Source organism: Methylocaldum marinum (assembly GCF_003584645.1).
GTDB lineage: Bacteria > Pseudomonadota > Gammaproteobacteria > Methylococcales > Methylococcaceae > Methylocaldum > Methylocaldum marinum.
Genome location: NZ_AP017928.1, coordinates 2,015,043 through 2,035,646, shown reverse-complemented (window position 1 = coordinate 2,035,646; position 20,604 = coordinate 2,015,043). Strand labels below are relative to the sequence as shown.

At 59.9% G+C, this 20,604-nt stretch carries 17 protein-coding genes and 2 tRNA genes; 4 read left to right on the top strand and 15 right to left on the bottom strand.

Annotated features, from left to right (window positions below):
• Positions 1-5: 5 nt before the first annotated feature.
• The 4 genes from sS8_RS08935 to uvrC all read right to left on the bottom strand — a co-directional run bounded on the left by sS8_RS08935 (position 6) and on the right by uvrC (position 2,661).
• Positions 6-79, bottom strand: a tRNA-Cys gene (locus sS8_RS08935).
• 54 nt (positions 80-133) lie between these two features.
• Positions 134-209, bottom strand: a tRNA-Gly gene (locus sS8_RS08930).
• On the bottom strand, positions 200-820 hold the full coding sequence (pgsA, locus tag sS8_RS08925) for a CDP-diacylglycerol--glycerol-3-phosphate 3-phosphatidyltransferase (RefSeq protein WP_119629346.1): 621 nt from the start codon (positions 818-820) through the stop codon (positions 200-202). Before pgsA ends, sS8_RS08930 begins: the two co-directional genes overlap by 10 nt.
• A gap of 2 nt (positions 821-822) precedes the next feature.
• Complete coding sequence (gene uvrC / locus sS8_RS08920) at positions 823-2,661, bottom strand: excinuclease ABC subunit UvrC (protein ID WP_119629345.1); 1,839 nt, start codon at positions 2,659-2,661, stop codon at positions 823-825.
• Positions 2,662-2,803: 142 nt separating this feature from the next.
• Here uvrC and sS8_RS08915 point away from each other — a divergent pair, with 142 nt between their 5' ends.
• Positions 2,804-4,081: an MFS transporter gene (locus sS8_RS08915; RefSeq protein ID WP_119629344.1), complete on the top strand. Its 1,278-nt coding sequence runs from the start codon at positions 2,804-2,806 to the stop codon at positions 4,079-4,081.
• Positions 4,082-4,090: 9 nt separating this feature from the next.
• Here the strand turns inward: sS8_RS08915 and lplT are convergent, their stop codons facing one another.
• Together lplT and sS8_RS08905 are read right to left on the bottom strand one after the other, a co-directional pair.
• A complete protein-coding gene (gene lplT, locus sS8_RS08910; protein WP_119629343.1) occupies positions 4,091-5,251 on the bottom strand; it encodes a lysophospholipid transporter LplT in 1,161 nt (386 codons plus the stop codon).
• Entirely contained in the window at positions 5,248-7,398 is a 2,151-nt protein-coding gene (locus tag sS8_RS08905; protein ID WP_119629342.1) for an AMP-binding protein, read from the bottom strand. Before sS8_RS08905 ends, lplT begins: the two co-directional genes overlap by 4 nt.
• Positions 7,399-7,543: 145 nt before the next feature.
• On the opposite strand from sS8_RS08905, the gene sS8_RS08900 reads away from it, so the two are divergent.
• On the top strand, positions 7,544-8,542 hold the full coding sequence (locus tag sS8_RS08900) for an alpha/beta hydrolase (RefSeq protein WP_119629341.1): 999 nt from the start codon (positions 7,544-7,546) through the stop codon (positions 8,540-8,542).
• Positions 8,543-8,772: 230 nt separating this feature from the next.
• Here sS8_RS08900 and sS8_RS08895 read toward each other — a convergent pair whose 3' ends face one another.
• The 6 genes from sS8_RS08895 to surE all read right to left on the bottom strand — a co-directional run bounded on the left by sS8_RS08895 (position 8,773) and on the right by surE (position 17,089).
• Positions 8,773-11,079 (bottom strand): Tex family protein, encoded by a 2,307-nt coding sequence (locus tag sS8_RS08895; RefSeq protein ID WP_119629340.1) that lies wholly within the window; start codon positions 11,077-11,079, stop codon positions 8,773-8,775.
• A 74-nt stretch (positions 11,080-11,153) separates the two neighbouring features.
• The gene (locus sS8_RS08890) at positions 11,154-13,832 is read right to left on the bottom strand and encodes a bifunctional acetate--CoA ligase family protein/GNAT family N-acetyltransferase (protein ID WP_119629339.1); all 2,679 of its coding nucleotides are present in this window, start codon (positions 13,830-13,832) and stop codon (positions 11,154-11,156) included.
• 7 nt (positions 13,833-13,839) lie between these two features.
• The gene (locus sS8_RS08885; protein ID WP_119629338.1) at positions 13,840-15,036 is read right to left on the bottom strand and encodes an iron-containing alcohol dehydrogenase; all 1,197 of its coding nucleotides are present in this window, start codon (positions 15,034-15,036) and stop codon (positions 13,840-13,842) included.
• Positions 15,033-15,647: a DedA family protein gene (locus tag sS8_RS08880; RefSeq protein ID WP_119629337.1), complete on the bottom strand. Its 615-nt coding sequence runs from the start codon at positions 15,645-15,647 to the stop codon at positions 15,033-15,035. The genes sS8_RS08885 and sS8_RS08880 overlap by 4 nt, the downstream gene beginning before the upstream one ends.
• A 30-nt stretch (positions 15,648-15,677) precedes the next feature.
• Positions 15,678-16,337 (bottom strand): protein-L-isoaspartate(D-aspartate) O-methyltransferase, encoded by a 660-nt coding sequence (locus sS8_RS08875; protein WP_119629336.1) that lies wholly within the window; start codon positions 16,335-16,337, stop codon positions 15,678-15,680.
• Positions 16,334-17,089 carry a 5'/3'-nucleotidase SurE gene (gene surE / locus sS8_RS08870; RefSeq protein ID WP_119629335.1) on the bottom strand — a complete coding sequence of 252 codons (756 nt, stop codon included), beginning with the start codon at positions 17,087-17,089 and terminating at the stop codon, positions 16,334-16,336. The genes sS8_RS08875 and surE overlap by 4 nt, the downstream gene beginning before the upstream one ends.
• A 231-nt stretch (positions 17,090-17,320) precedes the next feature.
• Here surE and sS8_RS08865 point away from each other — a divergent pair, with 231 nt between their 5' ends.
• Together sS8_RS08865 and sS8_RS08860 are read left to right on the top strand one after the other, a co-directional pair.
• Positions 17,321-18,247, top strand: a complete 927-nt coding sequence (locus tag sS8_RS08865; protein ID WP_119629334.1) for a ZIP family metal transporter — start codon at positions 17,321-17,323, stop codon at positions 18,245-18,247.
• Positions 18,248-18,258: 11 nt separating this feature from the next.
• On the top strand, positions 18,259-18,963 hold the full coding sequence (locus sS8_RS08860) for a TMEM165/GDT1 family protein (RefSeq protein WP_232020574.1): 705 nt from the start codon (positions 18,259-18,261) through the stop codon (positions 18,961-18,963).
• 132 nt (positions 18,964-19,095) lie between these two features.
• Here sS8_RS08860 and tnpA read toward each other — a convergent pair whose 3' ends face one another.
• The 3 genes from tnpA to sS8_RS08845 form a co-directional block, all read right to left on the bottom strand.
• Positions 19,096-19,530, bottom strand: a complete 435-nt coding sequence (tnpA, locus tag sS8_RS08855) for an IS200/IS605 family transposase (RefSeq protein WP_119629333.1) — start codon at positions 19,528-19,530, stop codon at positions 19,096-19,098.
• Between the two features lie 348 nt (positions 19,531-19,878).
• Positions 19,879-20,208, bottom strand: a complete 330-nt coding sequence (locus tag sS8_RS08850; RefSeq protein ID WP_331852288.1) for a type II toxin-antitoxin system VapC family toxin — start codon at positions 20,206-20,208, stop codon at positions 19,879-19,881.
• 40 nt (positions 20,209-20,248) lie between these two features.
• Positions 20,249-20,509 (bottom strand): type II toxin-antitoxin system Phd/YefM family antitoxin, encoded by a 261-nt coding sequence (locus sS8_RS08845; protein WP_119632677.1) that lies wholly within the window; start codon positions 20,507-20,509, stop codon positions 20,249-20,251.
• Positions 20,510-20,604: the final 95 nt, after the last annotated feature.

Below are 20,604 nucleotides of genomic sequence, written 5' to 3'. Positions count from 1 at the left end.
TATTATGGAGGCTGAGGTCGGAATCGAACCGGCGTCCACGGCTTTGCAGGCCGCTGCATGACCACTCTGCCACTCAGCCTAAGTGGGCCAGCGAAATTAAAAAGCCGCGTTTCTTATCGCGGCTTTTTGAATCTGGAGCGGGAAACGAGACTCGAACTCGCGACCCCAACCTTGGCAAGGTTGTGCTCTACCAACTGAGCTATTCCCGCGTGCTGTTGAGATTCGAAATTTTAGGGATCACTGGAGGCTTTGTCAACTCCTCGTTATCACCTTTTAGAACCGGCAGCGCCACCCTGAGATAATTGACCATGGACCAGAGCGTCAGTATGGCCGATATCAGCAAGAACAACTGTCCGAGGTTCTTCAGAAAACCCAGCCATACATCCATGCTGAGCAAGAGCATGATGATCGAAATCATCTGAGCGGTCGTTTTCCATTTGCCCAGCCAGGATACTTCCACTCGCTTGCGCTGACCGACTTCCGCCATCCATTCGCGCAAGGACGCGATGGTGATTTCGCGCCCGATGATGACCGCTGCGGCGATGGCTACGTAGGGGCTGGGGTCGGCCTGAACGATCAGGACCAGAGTTACCGCCACCATCAATTTGTCGGCAACAGGATCGAGAAATGCTCCGAAGCGCGTGGTTTGGCTCATTTTTCGCGCCAGATAGCCGTCCAGCCAGTCGGTTACGGCGGCAACCGTGAAAATCAAGGCGCAGGTGATGTGGGCGCCACTCCACGGCAGATAGAAAAAGATGACCAGGACCGGGATCAGCACGATCCGAAGCAGGGTCAGGTTGGTGGGGAGATTCAACTCCATGTTCAGTTTTCTCTCTCGTGGAAGGTTTCGTAAATGCGCTTTGCCAGTTGAGCGCTGATGCCTTCGACGCTGCTCAGGGCGTCCACGCCGGCGCGGCTGATTTCTCTCAGACCGCCGAACTGCCGCAATAATTGTTGGCGCCGTTTCGGACCCAGTCCGGCGATGTCTTCGAGCACGGACTGCTTTCTGGCTTTGGCGCGACGCTGGCGATGCCCGGTAATGGCGAATCGGTGGGCTTCGTCGCGGATTTGCTGAATCAATAACAGGGCAGGAGAGTGGCTGGGCAGGATGATGGCGTCCGTGGAATCCGCCGGGAACAGCGTTTCCATCCCCGGCTTGCGGTCGGGGCCCTTGGCCACCCCGACAGTGCGAATTGCGTCCATCCCAAGTTCGCTCAAGACCTCCCGCACGGCGCCGACCTGACCTTTGCCGCCGTCGATGAATAGTATGTCGGGCGCCTCGATTTCGCCTTGCCTGATGCGCTGGTAGCGCCGGGAAACCGCTTGCGCCAACGCGCCGTAATCGTCTCCCGGGGTAACGCCTTCGATATTGAAGCGGCGGTAAGCGGATTTGACCGGACCTTGCCGGTCGAACACCACGCAGGAGGCGACGGTCAGTTCGCCATGGGTGTGGCTGATGTCGAAGCATTCCAGGCGCCGCGGCGGCCCCTGGAGGTGCAGGGCCTCGCCCAGGCTGAGAAAACGTGCGTACAGGTCCTGTCGGTTCGCAAGTTTCGCGGTCAAGGCGTTTTCGGCATTGATGAGTGCCAACTGCAAACGTTTCTGGCGTTCGCCGCGAAGCCGGGCGGAAATGTGCACGGCATGGCCGGATTGACCGGCGAGCACTTCTTCGACGAGTTCGGTATCGTCGACCGGATGGCTGATGAGGATTTCTCTCGGCACCTGTTTTCCAAGGTAATACTGGGGGATGAACGCCGCCAGAATGCTGCCCGGATCGTGCTCCACGACCATGCTGGGAAAAAATGCGCGGTCGCCGATTTGCTGTCCGCCGCGGATGAACAGCATCTGTACGCAGGCGACGTTGCCTTTGAGTGCGCAGGCGATGATATCGATATCGCCGTGTTCGCCATGCACCGCCTGTTTCGCCAAGACGGTTCTCAGGCTCGCAATTTGATCGCGATAGCGCGCTGCCCGCTCGAACTGCAAATCGGCCGCAGCTTTTTCCATGCGTGCTACCAGATCGTCGATCAGCCGCTTGCCGTTACCCTCGAGGAACATGATGCTGTCCTGCACGTCCTGGCCATAGGCCTCGCGATCGATTAGATCCACGCAGGGCGCTGTACAGCGTTCGATTTGGTGCTGCAGGCAGGGACGGGAGCGATTCTGGAAATAGGAATCCTCGCACTGACGCACCGGAAAGATCTTTTGCAGCAGCTTCAGGCTTTCCCGCACCGCACTGGCGCTCGGATAAGGCCCGAAGTAGCGGCCGAGCTTGCTCTTGGCGCCGCGGTGGAAGGTGATCCGGGGAAAGGGCTGATGCGTCGAGACATAAATATAAGGATAGCTCTTGTCGTCGCGCAGATTGATGTTGTAGCGCGGTTTGTGGCGTTTGATGAGCTGGCTTTCCAGAAGCAGCGCCTCGCCCTCGGTGTGCGTCACCCTCACGTCGATCGCGTGTATGCGCGCTACCATGGCCTGCTGTTTGGGTGAACAGTCCTTGCCGGAAAAGTAGCTGGATACCCGCTTTTTGAGGTTTTTCGCTTTGCCGACATAAATGACTTCACCTTTTTCATCGAGCATCCGATAAACGCCCGGCAGCTGGGTGAGCGTTTCGAGATAAGCTTTGATGTCGAAGGACGGGGCATCTTCGCGCGAATTCATGACAGACAGGCCGATACGTCAATAAGAGGACATTATAATCCCGAACGAGCAGGGACACGCAGTTTGACCGTCGGCCGCGCCGTATTTAAGCGGTGACGGTAACCGTCATCCAGTTTCATTGTATTAACGAAAACTATCATTTATGGATACCTCCGACTCGACTTTTCTCCGTTCGCGCGAAAGGGCTTGGGTTCTCTATGACGTGGCGACCTCGTCTTTCGCTACTACGGTGATGGCGGCTTTTTTTCCGGTATTTTTCAAACAATTTTGGGCGAGCGACCTTCCGGTTACGGAAAGTACGTTCTGGCTGGGTGCGGTGAGTTCGGTCGGTGCCCTGGTTGCGCTGGCGCTCGCACCGGTACTCGGGGCCTTGTCGGACGCGGGCGGTTGGAAAAAGCCTTTGCTCGCTCTCTGTGCGTTCATCGGCATCAGCATGAGTGCGGGGCTGTTTTGGATCGAGGCCGGAGCCTGGGAGTTGGCGCTCATTCTTTACGGGCTGGGGCTCGTGGGTTTTTCCACCGGAATGGTTTTTTACGATGCGCTGTTGCCGACCGTCACGATTCCCGCCCGCTTCGAACACGTATCCGCATTCGGGGTGGGGATGGGCTATTTCGGCGGCGGCGCGCTTTTCGCCGTCAATATTTTGATGACGCAAAAGCCGGAGTGGTTCGGCTTCGCGGATGCGTCCGTCGCGGTTCGAATGTCGTTTCTGTCGGTCGCCGTGTGGTGGTTCGTGTTCACCCTGCCGTTGCTGTTCGTCGTGCCGGAGCCGCCGCCCCGGTGCGTGAGCGGCAGCGCCGTCCGGTCCGGATTGAGGCAGCTTCGGGAAACCTTCCAGGGTGTGCGAAAACTGAAGATTGTCATGTTGTTCCTGGGTGCGTACTGGCTCTACATCGATGGCGTGGACACCATCGTCCACATGGCGGTGGATTACGCACTCGCGATCGGTTTCGACGCCGGCGGGCTGATGCTGGCCTTGCTCATTACCCAAATCGTCGGCGTTCCTGCAACGCTGGCTTATGGTTGGCTGGGGCAGCGGTTCGGCGCCAAGTCCGGCATTCTCGCGGGACTCGCGGCCTACGCGTTACTGGTCGTTTGGGGTTCGGTCATGAGCCGCCAGTGGGAGTTCTACGGGATCGCGGTGGGCATAGGCCTGGTCCAGGGCGGAGTCCAGGCTATGAGCCGGGCGCTGTTCGCACGCCTCATTCCCAAAGAGAAGTCCGGCGAGTTTTTCGGTTTCTTCAATTTGCTCAGCAAATTCGCGGCGGTCCTGGGGCCGGTGCTGGTGGGGATTGTCAGTTATGCCAGTGGCGAGCCGCGCCTCTCGATACTTTCCTTGTTGGTGCTTTTCGGTCTGGGCGGCGCATTGCTCTGGTTCGTCGATGTGGCGGAGGGCGAGCGTCGCGCCGCGGAGTTATAGGCCAGCCGGTTATGTGGCAGGTCGGCGCGGCAGGCGCCAGGACACCAGCACCGTCAGGGCTAGGACCAGCACGCTCAGGGCGAGAATCGCGGCGACCGGACCGGTGCCGTGAGCCGAGGCGAAGGTGTAAATTCCCATGCTTGCCAGCATCGCGGCGTTTTGGAAGAAATTCTGGACCCCCACGGCGGCGCCGCTGCCCACCGAGTGATGCCCGATCTGTTGGATCGCGGCGTTGAGCGGCACGACGAACAGGCCGCCCGCGACGCCGATGGCGAGCAGCGTCGCCCTGGCCGGCCACAGGCTGTCGACGCTGGCCAGAAGCAGGAAAAAGAAGCTTAATGCATAAGCTGCGTGCCGCGCGCGCCGGACGTGTTCCAGGGGGATCAGGCGCGGCACGATGCCCGAGCCGATGATGATGCCGACGGCCAGGAACAGGGTCAGTTGCGCGATTTCCCCTGCGGTTCGGGTATCGAGCACTTGCGGCGCCCACGCGACCAGTATGACACGCAGAGTCGCGGCGCAGGACCAGAACAGGCTTAGGGCCATGAGCACCAGCCTGGCGCGCTCCGAGCTCAAGAGTGCTTTCATGACCTGTACCAGCCCGGTGAAGGACGAGCCCGGGCGTGCGCCGCGCGCCGGAAGCCTGGGCAGCAGAAGCGTGACCGCGGCGGAAACGAGGTAGCACGCGACGATCGAGACAAGCGCGAGTTCGATCGAAGCGTCGGCGAGTGCGGCTCCGATCACCGTGCCCAGCAGAATTGCGGCGATGGTCGCGCCTTCGATCCAGCTGTTGATTTTGACCAGCCGCGTGTGATCGGCGAGTTCCGGGAGAATGCCGTACTTTGCCGGACTGTAGGTTGCCGCACCGACGCCGACGACAGCGTAGCCGAGCAGCGGTTCGACCCCGAGCAGAATCAGGAGCCCGCCGAGCGCCTTGACGATATTGGCCAGAATCAGGACCTTCGGTTTCGAGATCCTATCGGCGAACGATCCGACCCAGGGCGTCAGTATCACGAACGCCACCAGGAAAACGCTTTGCAAGGCCGGTACGTACCAGGCCCCCCGGTCTTCGGTCTGCAGCACGATGGCAATGACCGTGAAGAGGATGGCGTTGTCCGAGAATGCCGAGAGAAACTGTGCGGCAATCAGCGAAGAGAGTCCCCGGCTCATGTTTTGCTCCTCTCGCGGAAGAAACCGGTCAGTGCCGGATAATCCACTTTTCCGGTGGCGAGTAGCGGCAGTTCTTTGAATACCCGGATATCCTTGGGCAGATGGAGTTCGCCGAGACCCTCCAGTTGCGCGCGGGCGACGAGTTCGGCGCGATCGGCGTTCTTGAATTCGGTGGCCAGTACGATCTTCTCTCCTTTTCTCGCGTCGGAGAGCGCGAGCGCCGCGTGCCGCTGCCCCGGCCAGATCCGCGCGGCCAGTTCTTCGACCGCGGTGAGCGACACCATTTCCCCGCCGATCTTGGCGAACCGCTTGACGCGGCCGAGAACGGCGATGAAACCTTCCTCGTCGATGCGGACGATGTCGCCGGTGTCGTACCAGGCGATTCCGTAATTCGAAGCGGGCGGATCGAGTTCGCCGGGACGCTCGGGACGGAGATAGCCCAGCATGACGTTGGGGCCGGCGACGTGAAGCCGTCCGCCATCGACCACGCCGGGGACCTCTTCAAGCCGCCACTGGATGCCGGGAAAAAAGCGTCCGACGGTCCCCTCCCGGTAGTACATGGGCGTGTTGGCTGACAATACCGGAGAGGTTTCCGTGGCACCGTAGCCTTCCAGCACGCGAAGTCCGAATTTCTCCATCCATAACCGGCGGGTGTCGGCTTGCAGCTTTTCCGCGCCGGCGAAGACGTAGCGCACGCTGTAGAAATCGTAAGGATGTGCGTGTTTGGCGTAGCCGTGCAGGAAGGTATTGGTCCCGAACAGAATGGTGGCGTTGAGGTCGTAGGCCAGTTCCGGGATGATCCGGTAATGCAGGGGCGAGGGATACAGAAACAGGCGCATGCCGGACAGCAGCGGCAGCAGGGTGCCTGCGGTCAGCCCGAAAGCATGAAATACCGGCAGGACATTGAGGATGATGTCCTGAGCATTGAAATCGAAGCGCGCTGCAAGCTGTTCGCGGTTGGCCAGGAGATTGGCGTGGGACAGCACGACACCTTTCGGTTCGCCCTCGGAGCCGGAGGTGAACAGGATCGCCGCCGGATCGTCGGGCCGGTGTTGGCTTCGATACCAGTAATCGGCGGCGAGTGCGGCGAGGAAAGCGGCGGTTTTGTCTAGGACGCCGAGTTCCCGGCCCAGGTCTTCGAGATAAAGTACGCGGGTTTTTTCCGACAATGCCTTTACCGTTTCTTCCAGCTTGGCCGTGGCCACGAACCGCCGGGCGGTGACCACGGTCTTGATATTCGCCGTGGTACAGCTGGACAGAAGGCTGCGGGTGCCGGCGCTGAAATTCAGCATGGCGGGTATGCGTCCCTGTACTTGAAGTCCGAAAAACGCGGCCACCGTGCTGTTCAGGTTGGGCAGTAAAAGCCCCACCGCGTCGCCTTCCTCGGTCTTTTCCGCAAGTTTGCGTCCGAGAGCGAGGCTTTGTGCGATCAGACGATCATAGGTCAGGGGTTTCCGTTGCGCATCTTCCAGGACGCGATGCCCGCCGCCGTGAATTCTGCGCGCATCGAGCAGGGCGGAGAATACCGTCCGGCGGTAATTGCTGGTTTCGAACATCATTTCGCTCATCAGATCGGACAGCATACGGCCGACTTGATGTCTTCGTTCGGGACCGGTCACTTCTTGCGGCGAGTTTACTTTCCGCGGCGGCAGAATGTTCAGTGTGATCGGTGGAAACCAGCGCAGCCGCACCACCCGATGCAGACGGGAGAATACGGTGTATTGAGTGCCGTCGAGGCGGATCGGCAAAACCGTGGCACCGGATTTTTCGGCGATCAGGCCGGTGCCGTCGTAGATTTTCATCAAAGCGCCGGTTACGGTGATGCGTCCTTCCGGAAATACCACCGCTTTGCGATCTTTTTTCAGGTAGTGGGTCAGGGCCTTAACTGCGAGCGGCTGAGTGGGTTCCATCGGAAATACTTTGGCGAACCGGAGAGCCGGCCGCACCCACCAGTGCCCGGCGACGCGGGTATTGATCGCGAAGGTCACGTCGTCCGGCAGGAACGCCCACAGCAGAATGGGATCCAGATAGGATGAATGATTGGCGGCGATGAGTACGCGAGGGCCTGCCTTTTGGTAGTTTTCGAGGCCGATGACTTTGACGCGGAACAGTCTGGCGAGAATCCAGCGAAGAATTGTTTTTATCATGGTGTTCACCTCCGAGGACAAAGTCTAGGTCAAAAATAAACAGCGTTCAATATTTCTGCGTGAGATGAACAAATTGACGCGCAACATCAACGAACCATCCCAATCAAAGGTAATATAGGCCCCGTCCTCAACTTCGCTTCCAATCATGATTCTAAAATCGCTTCGTTTGCCTTGCTTCGTGCTTTTTCCGTGCCTGCTGCTCGGCGGCTGTACGCCTCTCATCCACCCTCCGGGACCCAACCATGTGGAGCCGCAACTCCGCAAATCTCATTTCGTCGCTACCGACGGCGCCGTTTTGCCGGTTCGATCCTGGCTGCCCCGCAGCGGAAAGCCGGAGGCCGTTATCGTAGCCCTACACGGTTTCAACGATTACGGCAATGCCTTTGCCATGCCCGGCCGCTATCTGAGCGAGCGCGGGATCGCGCTGTATGCTTACGATCAAAGAGGTTTCGGGAATGCGCCCGGGCGCGGGCTTTGGGCGGGAATGGATGCCTATGTCGACGATCTGGACCACTTCACGCGCCTCGTGCGGCAGAATTACCCGGGAAAACCGGTCTATATCCTCGGCGAGAGCATGGGCGGGGCCTTGGCGATCGTGGCTATGACATCGGCGCGGCCTCCCGCCGCCGACGGCATCATTCTCTCGGCTCCGGCCGTTTGGGGCAGGGCAACCATGCCCTGGTATCAACGCGCCTTGCTTACGATTTCCGTGAGTACGGTACCCTGGCTGGAGTTGACGGGGGAGAGCCTAGGGATTCTTCCGTCCGACAATATCGAAATGCTGCGCGGACTCGGACGGGATCCCCTGGTTATAAAAGAAACCCGCGTGGATACGATCTACGGACTCGTCAATCTCATGGACGAGGCTCTCGCGCGGGTGGAAAAGCTGAACAAGGAGGTCTTGGTGCTCTACGGCGAACACGACCAAGTGATTCCGAAAGAGCCGGTTTCGCTTATGCTTAAGAAGCTGTCGAAGACCGGGGTTGCCCGTGTCGCCCTTTACGAGCAGGGATACCACTTGTTGCTCCGGGATTTGAGCGCGGCCAAGCCTTGGGGCGATATCGCGGCCTGGGTCGCGGATCGATCCAAGCCTTTGCCCTCGGGGGCGGATAAGCGGAACATGGTGGCTTTCCTCAAGCCATGAGGTGAGGGTGAAGGCGTACCCGGCTGGTGGTCTGGGGAAATTGGCAGGCTGTTTGAAAATTTAGGCGGTTTCCGACTTCGGGTAGCGGAGATCCGGTTGTAGGTCGGTAATCCCTTGTCGATAAGGCTCTTTGCCGACCTACGAACTTCGCTCAACCGAGGTGAAAAACGCTTTGGCCGCGGGCGACGAGGAATCCGTCGAAATTTTTTGCGCCTGGGAAATTGCGACAGTCAACCTTTCCGTAGCGCTTTGGCCAAGGCCTCCGCCATGGCGCCTTGCGGTCTGGGAAGGGACTCCTGCCGAGGCTTCTTGGTTTTCGGCGCGGCCGCTTTCCCGGAGGGAATCGACGGGCCGCGCTCCGACCGCGGTGCGTCCGCCGCATCCTTTTTCATCGACAGACCGATGCGGCGTCTCGGCACGTCCACTTCCAGCACTTTCACTTTCACCACGTCTCCCGCCTTGACCACCTCGCGGGGATCTTTGACGAACCTGTCGGACAAGTGCGAAATGTGGACCAGGCCGTCCTGGTGCACGCCGATGTCGACGAAAGCGCCGAAATTGGTGACATTGGTGACGACGCCTTCGAGCATCATGCCGGGTTTCAGATCCTCGATCTTGTCCACGCCTTCCTTGAACTGTGCGGTCTTGAATTCCGGCCGCGGATCGCGGCCGGGCTTTTCCAGCTCGCGCAGAATGTCGGTGACGGTCGGAAGGCCGAAACGGTCGTCGGTGAAATTCTCGGCGTTGACGCCGCGGAGGAAGGCCGCATTGCCGATCAGTTCGCGAATATCCTTGCCGGTATCGCCGATGATGCGTTCCACCACCGGATAGGCTTCGGGATGTACGGCCGAGGCGTCGAGCGGATTGTTTCCGTTCATGATGCGGAGAAATCCGGCCGCCTGCTCGAAGGTTTTTTCCCCGAGACGCGGCACGTTTCTGAGATCTTCGCGGCTGTCGAAAGCCCCGTTTCGGTTTCGGTACTCGACGATGTTCTGGCTGATGGTTTGGGACAGTCCCGAGACGTAACGGAGCAGCGAAGCCGAAGCCGTGTTCACGTCGACGCCAACGGCATTCACGCAGTCCTCGACCACCGCGTCCAGGCTCTTGGAGAGCTGCGACTGGTTCACGTCGTGCTGATACTGGCCGACGCCGATGGCCTTGGGTTCGATCTTTACCAGTTCGGCCAAGGGGTCCTGCAGGCGGCGGGCGATCGAAACGGCACCGCGCAGCGAGACGTCGAGATCCGGAAATTCCTTGGCGGCCAGCTCGGATGCGGAATAAACCGACGCTCCTGCTTCCGACACCATGACCTTGGTGATGTGCAGCTCGGGGTGCCGCTTGATGAGATCGCCGACCAGCTGATCGGTTTCGCGGGAGGCGGTGCCGTTGCCCGTCGCGACCAGTTCAACGCCGTGCCGGGCGATCAGCCGGGCCAGCGTTGCGATCGATTGATCCCACTGATTTTGCGGCACGTGGGGATATATCGTCGCGGTTTCCAGCAGCTTGCCGGTCCTGTCCACCACCGCGACCTTGACGCCGGTGCGTAGCCCCGGATCCAGGCCCATGGTGGTGCGGGGGCCGGCGGGCGCCGCGAGCAGCAAATCCTTGAGGTTCTTGGCGAAAACCTGAATCGCCTCGGCTTCGGCGGCTTCGCGGAGGCGCTGCTTGAGGTCGAGGTCGATGCGGGTCAGGATTTTGACTTTCCAGGCGTAATGCACCGTGTCGGCCAGCCAGCGGTCCGCGGGCCGCCCTTTGTCGGCGATACCGAAGGTTCGCGCGATCAGGCTTTCCGCGCTTTTATGCGCGGCGTCCTCATCCTTGCCGACTTTCAGGGCCAGGTCCAGCACATCCTCGTTGCGTCCCCGGAACAGGGCCAGTGCGCGGTGCGACGGGATTTTCGCGACGGGTTCCTCGAAATCGAAGTAATCCCGGAATTTCGCTCCGGCCTGTTCTTTGCCCTCGGCGACCGTCGAAGAAAGAATGCCTTCGTTCCAGATTCGTTCGCGCAGCTCGGCGAGAAGTCCGGCCTGCTCGGCGAAGCGTTCCATGAGGATTTGCCTTGCCCCTTCCAGCGCCGCCGCGGCGTCGGGAACGCCTTTATCGGCATCGGCGAATTTCCCGGCTTCCGTCTCGGGCACCAGGGACGGATCGCCGAGCAAGGCATCGGCCAGGGGCTCGAGCCCGGCCTCCCGTGCGATCTGGGCCTTGGTGCGGCGTTTGGGTTTGTAGGGAAGATAAAGGTCTTCCAGCAGGGTCTTGGTATCGGCGGCGAGAATGGCTTGTTCCAGCTCCGGCGTCAGCTTGTCCTGTTCTCGGATGCTGTCCAGGATGGTCTGGCGGCGCTCCTCGAGTTCGCGGAGGTAGGAGAGCCGAACTTCCAGAGTTCTGAGCTGGGTATCGTCCAAACCGCCCGTCGCTTCTTTACGGTAGCGCGCGATGAATGGCACCGTAGCTCCTTCGTCCAGCAGGTCCACGGCTGCCTGGACCTGTCTTTCTCGGACGCCGAGCTCTTCAGCGATACGGGCGATGATGTTCATCAACAAACCTCAAGAGTGGGAAAAGGGGTAAAAGTTTAGCATTCGCGGATGTATCCAAAAATCCGCGGGCGGATTCACAAGGGCTTTTCGGCGATGACGATGGTGGGGTCGTCGGTCTTGGTATGACAGCTGAACGCCAGCCGTTTCATTAAGCCGAGCATTTTGACGTTGTTTGCCAGGATTTCGCCCCGCAAGGATTTGAGCCCCATCTCGCGAGCGGCGTCGATCAGGCAGGACATCAGCCGTGTACCCAACCCACGGTGCTGCCATTCGTCGGCAACCACCAGGGCGAATTCGGCGGTTTCGCCATCCGGATTGGTGAAATAGCGCGCCACGCCGAGTTCCGTTTCTTCGGCCCCGGAATCGACGATGGCGACGAGCGCCAGTTCGCGGTCGTAATCAAGCTGAGTCAAACGGATCAGCATGTCGTGACTCAATTCCTGCAAGGCGTTCATGAAGCGGAAGAATTTGGCCTCGGGCGAAAGCCGTTTTACGAACCGCTGCTCGCTTTCCGCGTCTTCGGGACGGATCGGCCGAATGGTGATGTTGGTGCCGTCGGCGAGCTGATACTGCCGAACCAGGTGGCTGGGATAGGGATGGATCGCCATGTGCCCGTAGGGCCGGCGTCCAGGCTGCGGCTCATGCACCGCGATGCGGGCATCCAGGGCGAACACGCCCTGGTCGTCCGCCACCAGAGGATTGATGTCCAGCTCCTTGATCTCGGGCAGTTCGCAGACCATTTCCGAGAGTCGCAGCAATACTTGCTCGATCGCCTCCAGCTTGACCGGCGGGAGGTTGCGGAACTGTCCGAGCAGCCGTGCGACGCGGGTCTGGGCGATCATGGTCTGGGCGATGTGCTCGTTGAGCGGGGGCAGGGCGACCGCACGGTCCTTGAGAATTTCCACCGCTGTGCCGCCCGATCCGAAACTCACGATGGGGCCGAAAATCGGATCGTCGACCACGCCGACCAGCAGTTCCCGGCCGTTGCGGTTACGGTACATCTTTTCGACGGTTACACCCTCGATCCGTGCGTTCGGCCTTCGGGCCTGCACGGTCGACACCAGATCGTTATAGGCGTTCCGCACCGTTTGGGCGCTGTTGATGTTGAGCCGTACGCCGTCGACATCGGATTTATGGGTGATGTCCGGCGACAGGATCTTCAGTGCGACCGGGAAACCCAGGTATTCGGCCGCCGACAGCGCCTCGTTGGGCGAATGGGCGTTGAGTGACGGCGGCACGGGTATGTCGAAGGCGCGCAGCACGGCGCGGGTTTCGAGCGAGGACAGCAGCGTCCGCCGTTCCGCCAGGGCGCCCTCGATGATCAGACGGGCGCCGGTCAGGTCGGGCTGCCGGTACGAACTCAAGGGTCCCGGCACTTGTACCAGCATTTGCTGGTTGCGGTGGTATTCCGCCAGGTAGCCGAATGCCTCGATGGCGCTTTCGGGATTTGAGAAGGTCGGGATCTGATGTCCTGTAAATAAATCACGTCCCTCTTGCACGTGGGTCTTGCCCAGCCAACAGGCAAGGACCGGTTTATGGGAGGGTTCGGCAGCGCGGATGACGGCCTCGGCGGCTTCCGTAGGATCGGTCATGGCCTGCGGCGTGAGCAGCACCAAAGCACCGTCCACGCTTTCGTCGGCCAGGCAGATCTCGGCAGCCGCCCGATACCGTTCGGGGGTGGCGTCACCGAGGATATCGACGGGATTATTGTGCGACCACTGTTTGGGCAGAACCGCGTTCAGCTTGTCGAAGGTCGATCCGCCCAGTTCGGCGAGCCGTATGCCTTGTTCGACGGCACGGTCGGTCGCCATCACCCCCGGTCCGCCCGCGTTGGTGATGATCACGAGGCGGTTGCCCCGAACGCGGTGCTGGGTCGCCAGGAGTTGGGCGGCGGCGAAGAGCTGCTCGATGGTGGTGGCCCGAACCACGCCGGCCCTTTGCAGCGCGGCGTCGAACACGTCGTCCGAACCGACCAGGGCGCCGGTGTGCGACATGGCTGCGCGGGAGCCTTCGGCATGGCGGCCAGCCTTGATCACGATTACCGGCTTCATGCGAGCCGCGGCCCGCAGTCCACTCATGAAACGCCGCGCATCGCGCACGCCTTCCACGTACATCAAAATGCTGCGGGTCTCGGGATCGAGGGCGAGATAATCGAGGATGTCCCCGAAGTTGACATCGGCGCCGGCGCCCAAGGACACCATGGTCGAAAAACCGATGCGATGGGCGCTCGCCCAATCCAGAATCGCCGTGCAAAGGGCTCCCGACTGGGAGACCAGGGCGAGCGAACCCGGCTCCGCGACATTATTGCTGAAAGTGGCGTTGAGGCCGACCGAAGGGCGCATCAGCCCCAGGCAGTTGGGGCCGAGTATCCGGAGCCCATAGCGCCTGCCTTCTTCCAGCAGGGCCCGCTCCAGCATTCGGCCGCTGCCCTCCTGTTCGGCAAATCCCGCCGAAATCACGATGGCGGCCTTGACCCCTTGTTGGCCGCAAGCGCGGATGATGAGGGGGGCAGTGGCGGCCGGCGTCGCGATGATCGCGAGATCCACGTGTTCCTTCACCTCCTCGATCGACGGGAAGCAGACCTGATCCCGAACCAGTTGATACTTGGGATTGATCGGGTAGATCGGGCCTTGAAAGCCACCGTCCAAGAGATTCTGATAGATGCGCGCGCCGACCGAGTCGGGCAGCTCGCTGGCGCCGAAAACGGCTATGGACTTCGGGCTGAACAAATGCTCGAGGTAATGGCGTGCCATATGAGCCTCAGATTCTGGCGATGAGGATTTCGCCGATTTCGCCGTCGGTGAGCGTTACCGGATTGGTTTGCATGCTGGTCCCGCGGGCGTTGGCGACGATCCTGGGAACGTGCGCCGATTCCACGCCGAAATCGCCGAGGCGCTTCAGAGCCAGCCGTTCGGTCCAGTCGTCCAAGTGTTCAACCAGGGCATTGCAAGCTTCCATTTGGGTTTTGAAACCATGGCCGGTTAGGAGTTCGGCGATACCGGCGTATTTCTTCAAGGCCGGATGTTCCGGAACTCTTTCCCTCAGTGCGCGGATATTGACGGCCGTGGCCTCGGCGAGCAGGGTGCCGCAGGCGAGACCGTGCGGGATCGGATAGAAGGCGCCCAGCGGCGCGGCCAGCCCGTGCACGGAGCCCAAGCCCGCCTGGGCCAGGGTGATGCCGGACATGAGCGATGCATAGGCGATGGCGCCGCGCCCGGCTCGGGCTTGCTCGCCGTCGCCGCCCTGCAGGGCCGCGAAGAAGCCGTCGCGAAACGCTTCCATTCCGCTTTTTGCCAGAGCGTCGGTCATCGGGTTGGCGCGGGCCGAGACATAGGATTCCAGCAGCTGGGTGAACGCGTCCATGCCGTCGGCGGCGATCAGGTCCGGCGGGCAAGTGTCCAGCAGATCGGGATCGACGATCGCGTATTCGGGAACCAGGCAGTCATGGCGGAACGATTTCTTGAAGCCGTGCTCGCCGCGCACACTCAAGACGGCATTCTTGGTCGCTTCGCTGCCGGTGCCGGCGGTGGTGGGCACGGCGATGAACGGTGTCGCAGGTCCGGTGTATGGAATGTTGCGGCCTACGCCCTCGAGATGATCCATGACCGAATTGCCGTGGGGCAGAAGTCCCGCGATGGCCTTGGCGGCGTCCAGCACGCTGCCGCCTCCGATCGCGACCACCAGGTCGATGCGGCGGCCATGAAACGCGGCGACGGCATCGTCCACCAACTGCGGCGTGGGCTCGTCGCTGACGGCCATGTGTTCCAAGCTCAAGCCCTGTTCGGTCAAACGCTCCGTCAGCCAGATCCAGCGCGACGACGCGCGGAACGAGCGAACTCCGGTGACGAGCAGTGCCTTCCGTCCGTACGAGCGGGCCAGTTTCGGCATTTCCGCCAGTTGGCCGGTACCGAAAAGGATGCGGGGAAGGCGAGAAATCGAAAATGCAGGGATAGTCATGAATGCATCCTGCTGCGGGCCTTGCGGCGATGGATGGCGATATAGATTCCAACCAGGACGATGCTGAATATGATCACGTCGATGACCGCGTGTTCCGAGTAGCGCGCGATCAGTTCCTGGTTTTCGCCGATGAAATAACCGATCCAGCTCAGGACCGACACCCAGATCGCCGCGCCGAGCAGTGTATACGCGGTGAACTTGAAATGATTCATGTTCGCAAGGCCCGCCGGCAAGGAGATCAGATGCCGGACCACGGGCAAGAGCCGGCCGACGAAGGTGGAGATTTCGCCGTGCGCCAGGAAAAACTTCTCCACGCGGTCGAAGTGCTCCTCGGTGATCCAGACGTATTTGCCGTATCTGATCAGGAGCGGCCTGCCCAGCCAGCGGGCGACGAAATAGTTGGCATAAGCCCCGACCAGGCTTCCCAGCGTTCCGCTTAGGATCACCAGGGTCATGTTCATCTTGCCTTGTTGAGCCAGATAGCCCGCGGGCGGCATGACGATTTCGCTGGGGATGGGGAAAACCGAGCTCTCCATGGCCATCAGCAGAAAAATCCCAGTGTAGCCCATCGCGCCGATGGTCGTCACAAGCCAATTGATCAGTTCATGCATTGAAGAGTCCTTGGGATAGTGGGCTGTTTTTTAGAGTAGGCCGCCTTGCAGCGGCACGAAGCTGACGGGTTCGATGATCTCCGCCTGAAATCCGACTTCCGTGCGCGTAACCCGCTGCAAAAATTGCCCGCGTCCGTCGCCGATGGGTATCACCATGACGCCGCCCCGCGCCATCTGGTCCAGCAGCGGCTGCGGCAGTTCCGGCGGTGCCGCGGTGACGATGATTCCATCGTAAGGCGCGTAATCGTCCCAGCCCCAGCCGCCGTCGCTATGCTTCATGCGCACATTGCGCAGGTGAAGGTCCTGAATGCAGCGGCGGGCACGCTGCTGAAGGGGGTAAATGCGTTCCACCGAATGAACCCGTCTGGCGAGTTGCGCCAGTACGGCGGTTTGATAGCCCGAGCCGGTGCCGACTTCCAGCACCTTGTCCAAAGGGCCTTTTTCCAGCAGCAGCTCGGTCATGCGGGCGACGATATAAGGCTGGGAAATGGTTTGGTTGAAGCCGATGGGAAGCGCGGTGTCTTCGTAGGCGCGGCTCGCGAAAGCCTCTTCGACGAAAATATGGCGGGGCGTTTCCAGTATGACAGCCAGAACCGACGGATTGGTGATGCCTTGTTCCTTCAACCGGCTGACCATGCGCTCCCGGGTTCTGCGGGAGGTCATGCCGATACCCTGCAGACGACGGTTCATGTAATAACCTCGCGCGGGAGCCAGTCGGCCAATCGCTGAAGACTTTCGTAACGGGTCAAATCGATTTGCAACGGTGTGACGGAGACGTAATTGTTGCGTATGGCATGAAAATCGGTGCCCGGTCCGGCATCCTGCTCCGGACCGGCGGAGCCGATCCAGTAAATTTCGCGTCCGCGCGGATCGGTCGTCCGGATCACGGATTCTGCCTTGTGGCGCTGACCCAGGCGGGTGGACTGGAAACCGCGCAGTTCGCTCAGCGGAACATCGGGAACGTTGACGTTGAGTATAGTATCGGCGGGCAAGGGGTGTTCCTGGATCTGTTTGAGCAAAGCGACCGCCACTTGGGCAGCGGTATCGAAATGCTGCGGATTGTTCGATGCCAAAGATACCGCGACTGCCGGAAGCCCCAGAAATCGTCCTTCGGTGGCTGCCGCTACGGTGCCGGAGTAGATGACGTCGTCGCCCAGATTCGAGCCGTGATTGATGCCGGCGAACACCATGTCCGGCTCTTCATGCAGCAGGCCGGTCACGGCCAGGTGCACGCAGTCGGTGGGCGTGCCGTCAATTTTGATGAAACCGCTTTCGGTTCGGCTGACGCGCAAGGGTCTGTCCAGCGTCAGCGAATTGCTCGCTCCGCTGCGGTTTCTTTCGGGAGCGACCACGGTCAGTCGCGCCCTCTGCCCCAGCGCATGGGCCAAGGTGATCAGTCCTTTGGCGGAATAACCGTCATCATTGCTCAACAAAATATGCATCAGACATGCTCCCCCTTTCCTTATCATTTTACACAAGAACCGGGCCAGTCTACGCATCAGCAGCAGTCCGTTCCATGTGCCGTCAAGGGATAGGGAAACGCGGCATCATCGAGTTCGCCTTGACGCTGAGTGATGAATCCTCGACTATTGACGGGGTTTTTGCCGCCAAGTGCTCGCTTTTCCGCCTCCTCTGAGACCCATCCGAATTTACCGCTCCAAGGATTTCATCCGATGAACTCGCAAGGTTTGAATCTGCTGGCCGAGAAACTTCGCGCCAACGTCCTCTATCGGAAATACGCTCGCCTCCCGGCTCTGGCTCAGCGGCTGGTCCTGGTGAGTTCGCTGGCATTCCTGACGACTGTGCTTCTGGTCGTGGTGTATTTCTTTGTCGATCCGATTATCGCCATAGGGACCTTCGCCAGCATCCTGGCCGGATTGGCTACCGGCTTCGGCGCCTTGCCCGCTTTGCTGTTCAAGAATGTTTCCAACCGGACCCTTTATCTGATGCTGGGGGGAGCCGCCGGTGTGATGTTGGCGGCCACCGCTTTCTCGCTGATCGTGCCGGGCATCGACGCCGGCAATGAGCTGTGGCCTGGGTTCGGCGTGTACGTGGTTGCGGCCGGGGTTTTGATCGGCGCGGTTTTTCTCGTGTTGGCGGACAACTGGCTGCCCTACGAGCGGTTTTTGGGCGAGAGCGGAGAAGCCTTCGCCTCGCTGCGAAAGATCTGGCTCTTTATCGCCGCGATCGTTATACATAACCTGCCGGAAGGCATGGCGGTCGGCGTAAGCTTCGGTTCCGGCGACTGGCACAACGGCGTCGTCTTGGCGATCGCAGTCGGTCTGCAAAACGTCCCGGAAGGCTTGGCGGTTGCCATGCCGCTGGTGGCTTTGGGGTATCGGCGGCAGCAGGCGGTTTTGATCGCCACCCTGACAGGGCTGATCGAGCCCGTCGGTGCCGTTCTCGGCGTTGCCGCGGTGACGATGTTTATGCCGTTATTGCCCATTGGCATGGCGTTCGCCGCGGGAGCGATGCTGTTCGTGATCAGTGACGACATCATTCCCGAAACACAATCCCAAGGTAAGGCCCGTTATGCGACTTTCGCGCTGATGTTCGGTTTCATCATCATGATGATTTTGGACAACCTGCTCACATCCTGAGAATTCGTCCAGTGGCTTGCAATCTGATAAACGATGTGGGTGTGTGGCTGGATGGAAACCTGCCGGCGATCGATTGGGCGCGGTGGTGGGCATCATCCGGGACCGCGTTCGCGCTGGTGACGGCCGCGGAGTTCGGCGACAAGAGTCAATTGGTCTGTATGACGCTGGCGGCGAGACACCGCCACTGGCCTATTCTGCTTGGTGCCGCCCTCGCTTTTGCCATTTTGAATCTGGTGGCTGTGGTGTTCGGAGCGGCGGCCGCGCGATGGCTGCCCGAATCCTTGGTATCCCTGGCCGTGGCCGTCCTGTTTGCCGTTTTCGGCGTGAAAGCCCTGCTTTTTAGGGAGGACGAGGGCGAGGTGGTCACCGAAAAAAGCGGCCACGGAATCTTTTTAACGACTTTCCTGATGATTTTCTTCGCCGAGTTCGGCGACAAGACCCAATTGGCGGTCGCGGGCTTGGGGGCGGCGGCGCCGCCCGTGCCGGTGTGGCTCGGCGCGACCGCGGCCTTGGGCCTGACTTCCGCTCTGGGGATTTGGGCGGGTGCGAAGTTGTTGCGAAAGACGCCGCAGCGCGCCTTGCATATCGCCAGCGGTCTGCTGTTTCTCGGATTTGCGGTTTTTGCGGCCTTCAGAATCGTGCCGGAGGAGCTATGGAGTTGGCTACAAAGTAGCTTTGATCGATTAGATTCGATTGTTACGGAATTGTTTTCGTAGTCGAGTAGGTTGTAATCGAATGTTGCAAAGACTTCTTCCGTTTTGGGGCAATGCTGTTTAATCAGCTACCACCCGCAGAGCGGGTGGTTTGATGAAGGCCCCCTGAGGGGGCCGAAAAACGGATGAAAGGGCCTAAAGACCCTGGATGTACAGTTGCTCGATGCGCCTCTCCTCAGCTTCCTGATGACGGATATAGGCTCGAATCACTTGCTCATCCAATCCCACAGTGCTGACGCAATACCCCTTGGCCCAGAAATGTAGCCCCGTGAAGTTTCGCTTCTGTCCCAAGAATTCCCGATGGATACGGACCGCGGATTTCCCTTTCAGAAAGCCCACCGTATAGGCCACGCTGAACTTCGGCGGAATACTCAAGCACAGATGAATGTGATCCGGCATCGCGTGCCCTTCCACCAACTCGATGCCCACTTGGCGGCACAACTCGCGGAAAATCCCCCCGACCCGTCGCCGCAACGTTCCATAGATTGCCCGGCGCCGGTATTTGGGCACAAACGCAACATGGTACTTGCAGTACCATTTGACGTGAGATTGGCTCTGCCATTCTCGCATGATGACCTCCTTCCAATTGCAGTTGTAGGAGGGAGGTCATCGACCATCCAAGGGCGCTCGCCGGAACGGCAGAGCCTTGCGGAGTCCACCGCCAGAGGCGGTGGCTTACCTAATCGAGTTAAGCTGCCATTCCAACCGCAAACGGCCGCTTGAGTCGCGCTTATGCCCCGCCGGGGTGACGACATTCATCTTAATTTGGGATTGACGCCCATATTCGAATTCTTGTTTCAAGTTGCTCTAACAGCAAGCCTGAACGGTACGCAATGCATATCCACGAGGGGCCCGAAATGTGCGGTGAGTGCAAGCCACGCCAATGATCGGGCTTCTTTCGTTCAAAGCGTGATCCACTCATACGAAAATTACCGTATCGCTATGGCGCGTCACAGTCCGATCATGCGTCACCAGCCGCATGGGTTCGGTTAGTGCCTGGGCGATGAGAATGCGGTCGAAGGGATCGTTGTGAATAGCGGGCAGGGATTCGACCGCAGTCGCATGGGTGCCCAGAATGGGTAATTGTAGGTAACCGGCGCTTTCGAAAAGCTCCGCGGCACGGACGCCGGATACGGGCATATCGCCGCATCCGAGTTGATGTTTGATGGCGATTTCCCAGAGTGAAGCCACGCTGATATGTATTTCACAGTTTGGATCCAAAATCAGGCGGCGTGCTTTTTCGGTCAGGCGGGGATCGTCCGTTTATGCCCATAACGCTATCTGGGTATCAAGCAGCAGGCGCATCGTCGGATGTCTCGCCGTTGAACAATCGAGCGATCTCTTGCTTGCTTTGATCGATATCCTCCGGGATGGTGAATTCGCCTTTGGCAATTCCAATCCGGCGCGATATTTCCACCTTGGCGATAGGAAGGACACGGGCTACCGGTTTGCCATTGCGGGAGATCACAAACTCCTTTTCCTTGCCGGAAGCAATCTGGTCAATAAGCTTGGATAAATGAGTTTTCGCTGCCGGAAGCAATCTGGTCAATAAGCTTGGATAAATGAGTTTTCGCTTCGAAGAGATTAACGGTTTGCATATTTGAATCTTCGAAAAACAGATCAATCTAGCTTAGTCTATTTTGG

What these genes read in the sequence shown, in the direction of transcription:
- pgsA (WP_119629346.1), bottom strand. Translation starts at nt 820, where the DNA reads ATGGAGTTGAATCTCCCCACCAACCTGACCCTGCTTCGGATCGTGCTG.
- uvrC (WP_119629345.1), bottom strand. Translation starts at nt 2,661, where the DNA reads ATGAATTCGCGCGAAGATGCCCCGTCCTTCGACATCAAAGCTTATCTC.
- sS8_RS08915 (WP_119629344.1), top strand. Translation starts at nt 2,804, where the DNA reads ATGGATACCTCCGACTCGACTTTTCTCCGTTCGCGCGAAAGGGCTTGG.
- lplT (WP_119629343.1), bottom strand. Translation starts at nt 5,251, where the DNA reads ATGAGCCGGGGACTCTCTTCGCTGATTGCCGCACAGTTTCTCTCGGCA.
- sS8_RS08905 (WP_119629342.1), bottom strand. Translation starts at nt 7,398, where the DNA reads ATGATAAAAACAATTCTTCGCTGGATTCTCGCCAGACTGTTCCGCGTC.
- sS8_RS08900 (WP_119629341.1), top strand. Translation starts at nt 7,544, where the DNA reads ATGATTCTAAAATCGCTTCGTTTGCCTTGCTTCGTGCTTTTTCCGTGC.
- sS8_RS08895 (WP_119629340.1), bottom strand. Translation starts at nt 11,079, where the DNA reads ATGAACATCATCGCCCGTATCGCTGAAGAGCTCGGCGTCCGAGAAAGA.
- sS8_RS08890 (WP_119629339.1), bottom strand. Translation starts at nt 13,832, where the DNA reads ATGGCACGCCATTACCTCGAGCATTTGTTCAGCCCGAAGTCCATAGCC.
- sS8_RS08885 (WP_119629338.1), bottom strand. Translation starts at nt 15,036, where the DNA reads ATGACTATCCCTGCATTTTCGATTTCTCGCCTTCCCCGCATCCTTTTC.
- sS8_RS08880 (WP_119629337.1), bottom strand. Translation starts at nt 15,647, where the DNA reads ATGCATGAACTGATCAATTGGCTTGTGACGACCATCGGCGCGATGGGC.
- sS8_RS08875 (WP_119629336.1), bottom strand. Translation starts at nt 16,337, where the DNA reads ATGAACCGTCGTCTGCAGGGTATCGGCATGACCTCCCGCAGAACCCGG.
- surE (WP_119629335.1), bottom strand. Translation starts at nt 17,089, where the DNA reads ATGCATATTTTGTTGAGCAATGATGACGGTTATTCCGCCAAAGGACTG.
- sS8_RS08865 (WP_119629334.1), top strand. Translation starts at nt 17,321, where the DNA reads ATGAACTCGCAAGGTTTGAATCTGCTGGCCGAGAAACTTCGCGCCAAC.
- tnpA (WP_119629333.1), bottom strand. Translation starts at nt 19,530, where the DNA reads ATGCGAGAATGGCAGAGCCAATCTCACGTCAAATGGTACTGCAAGTAC.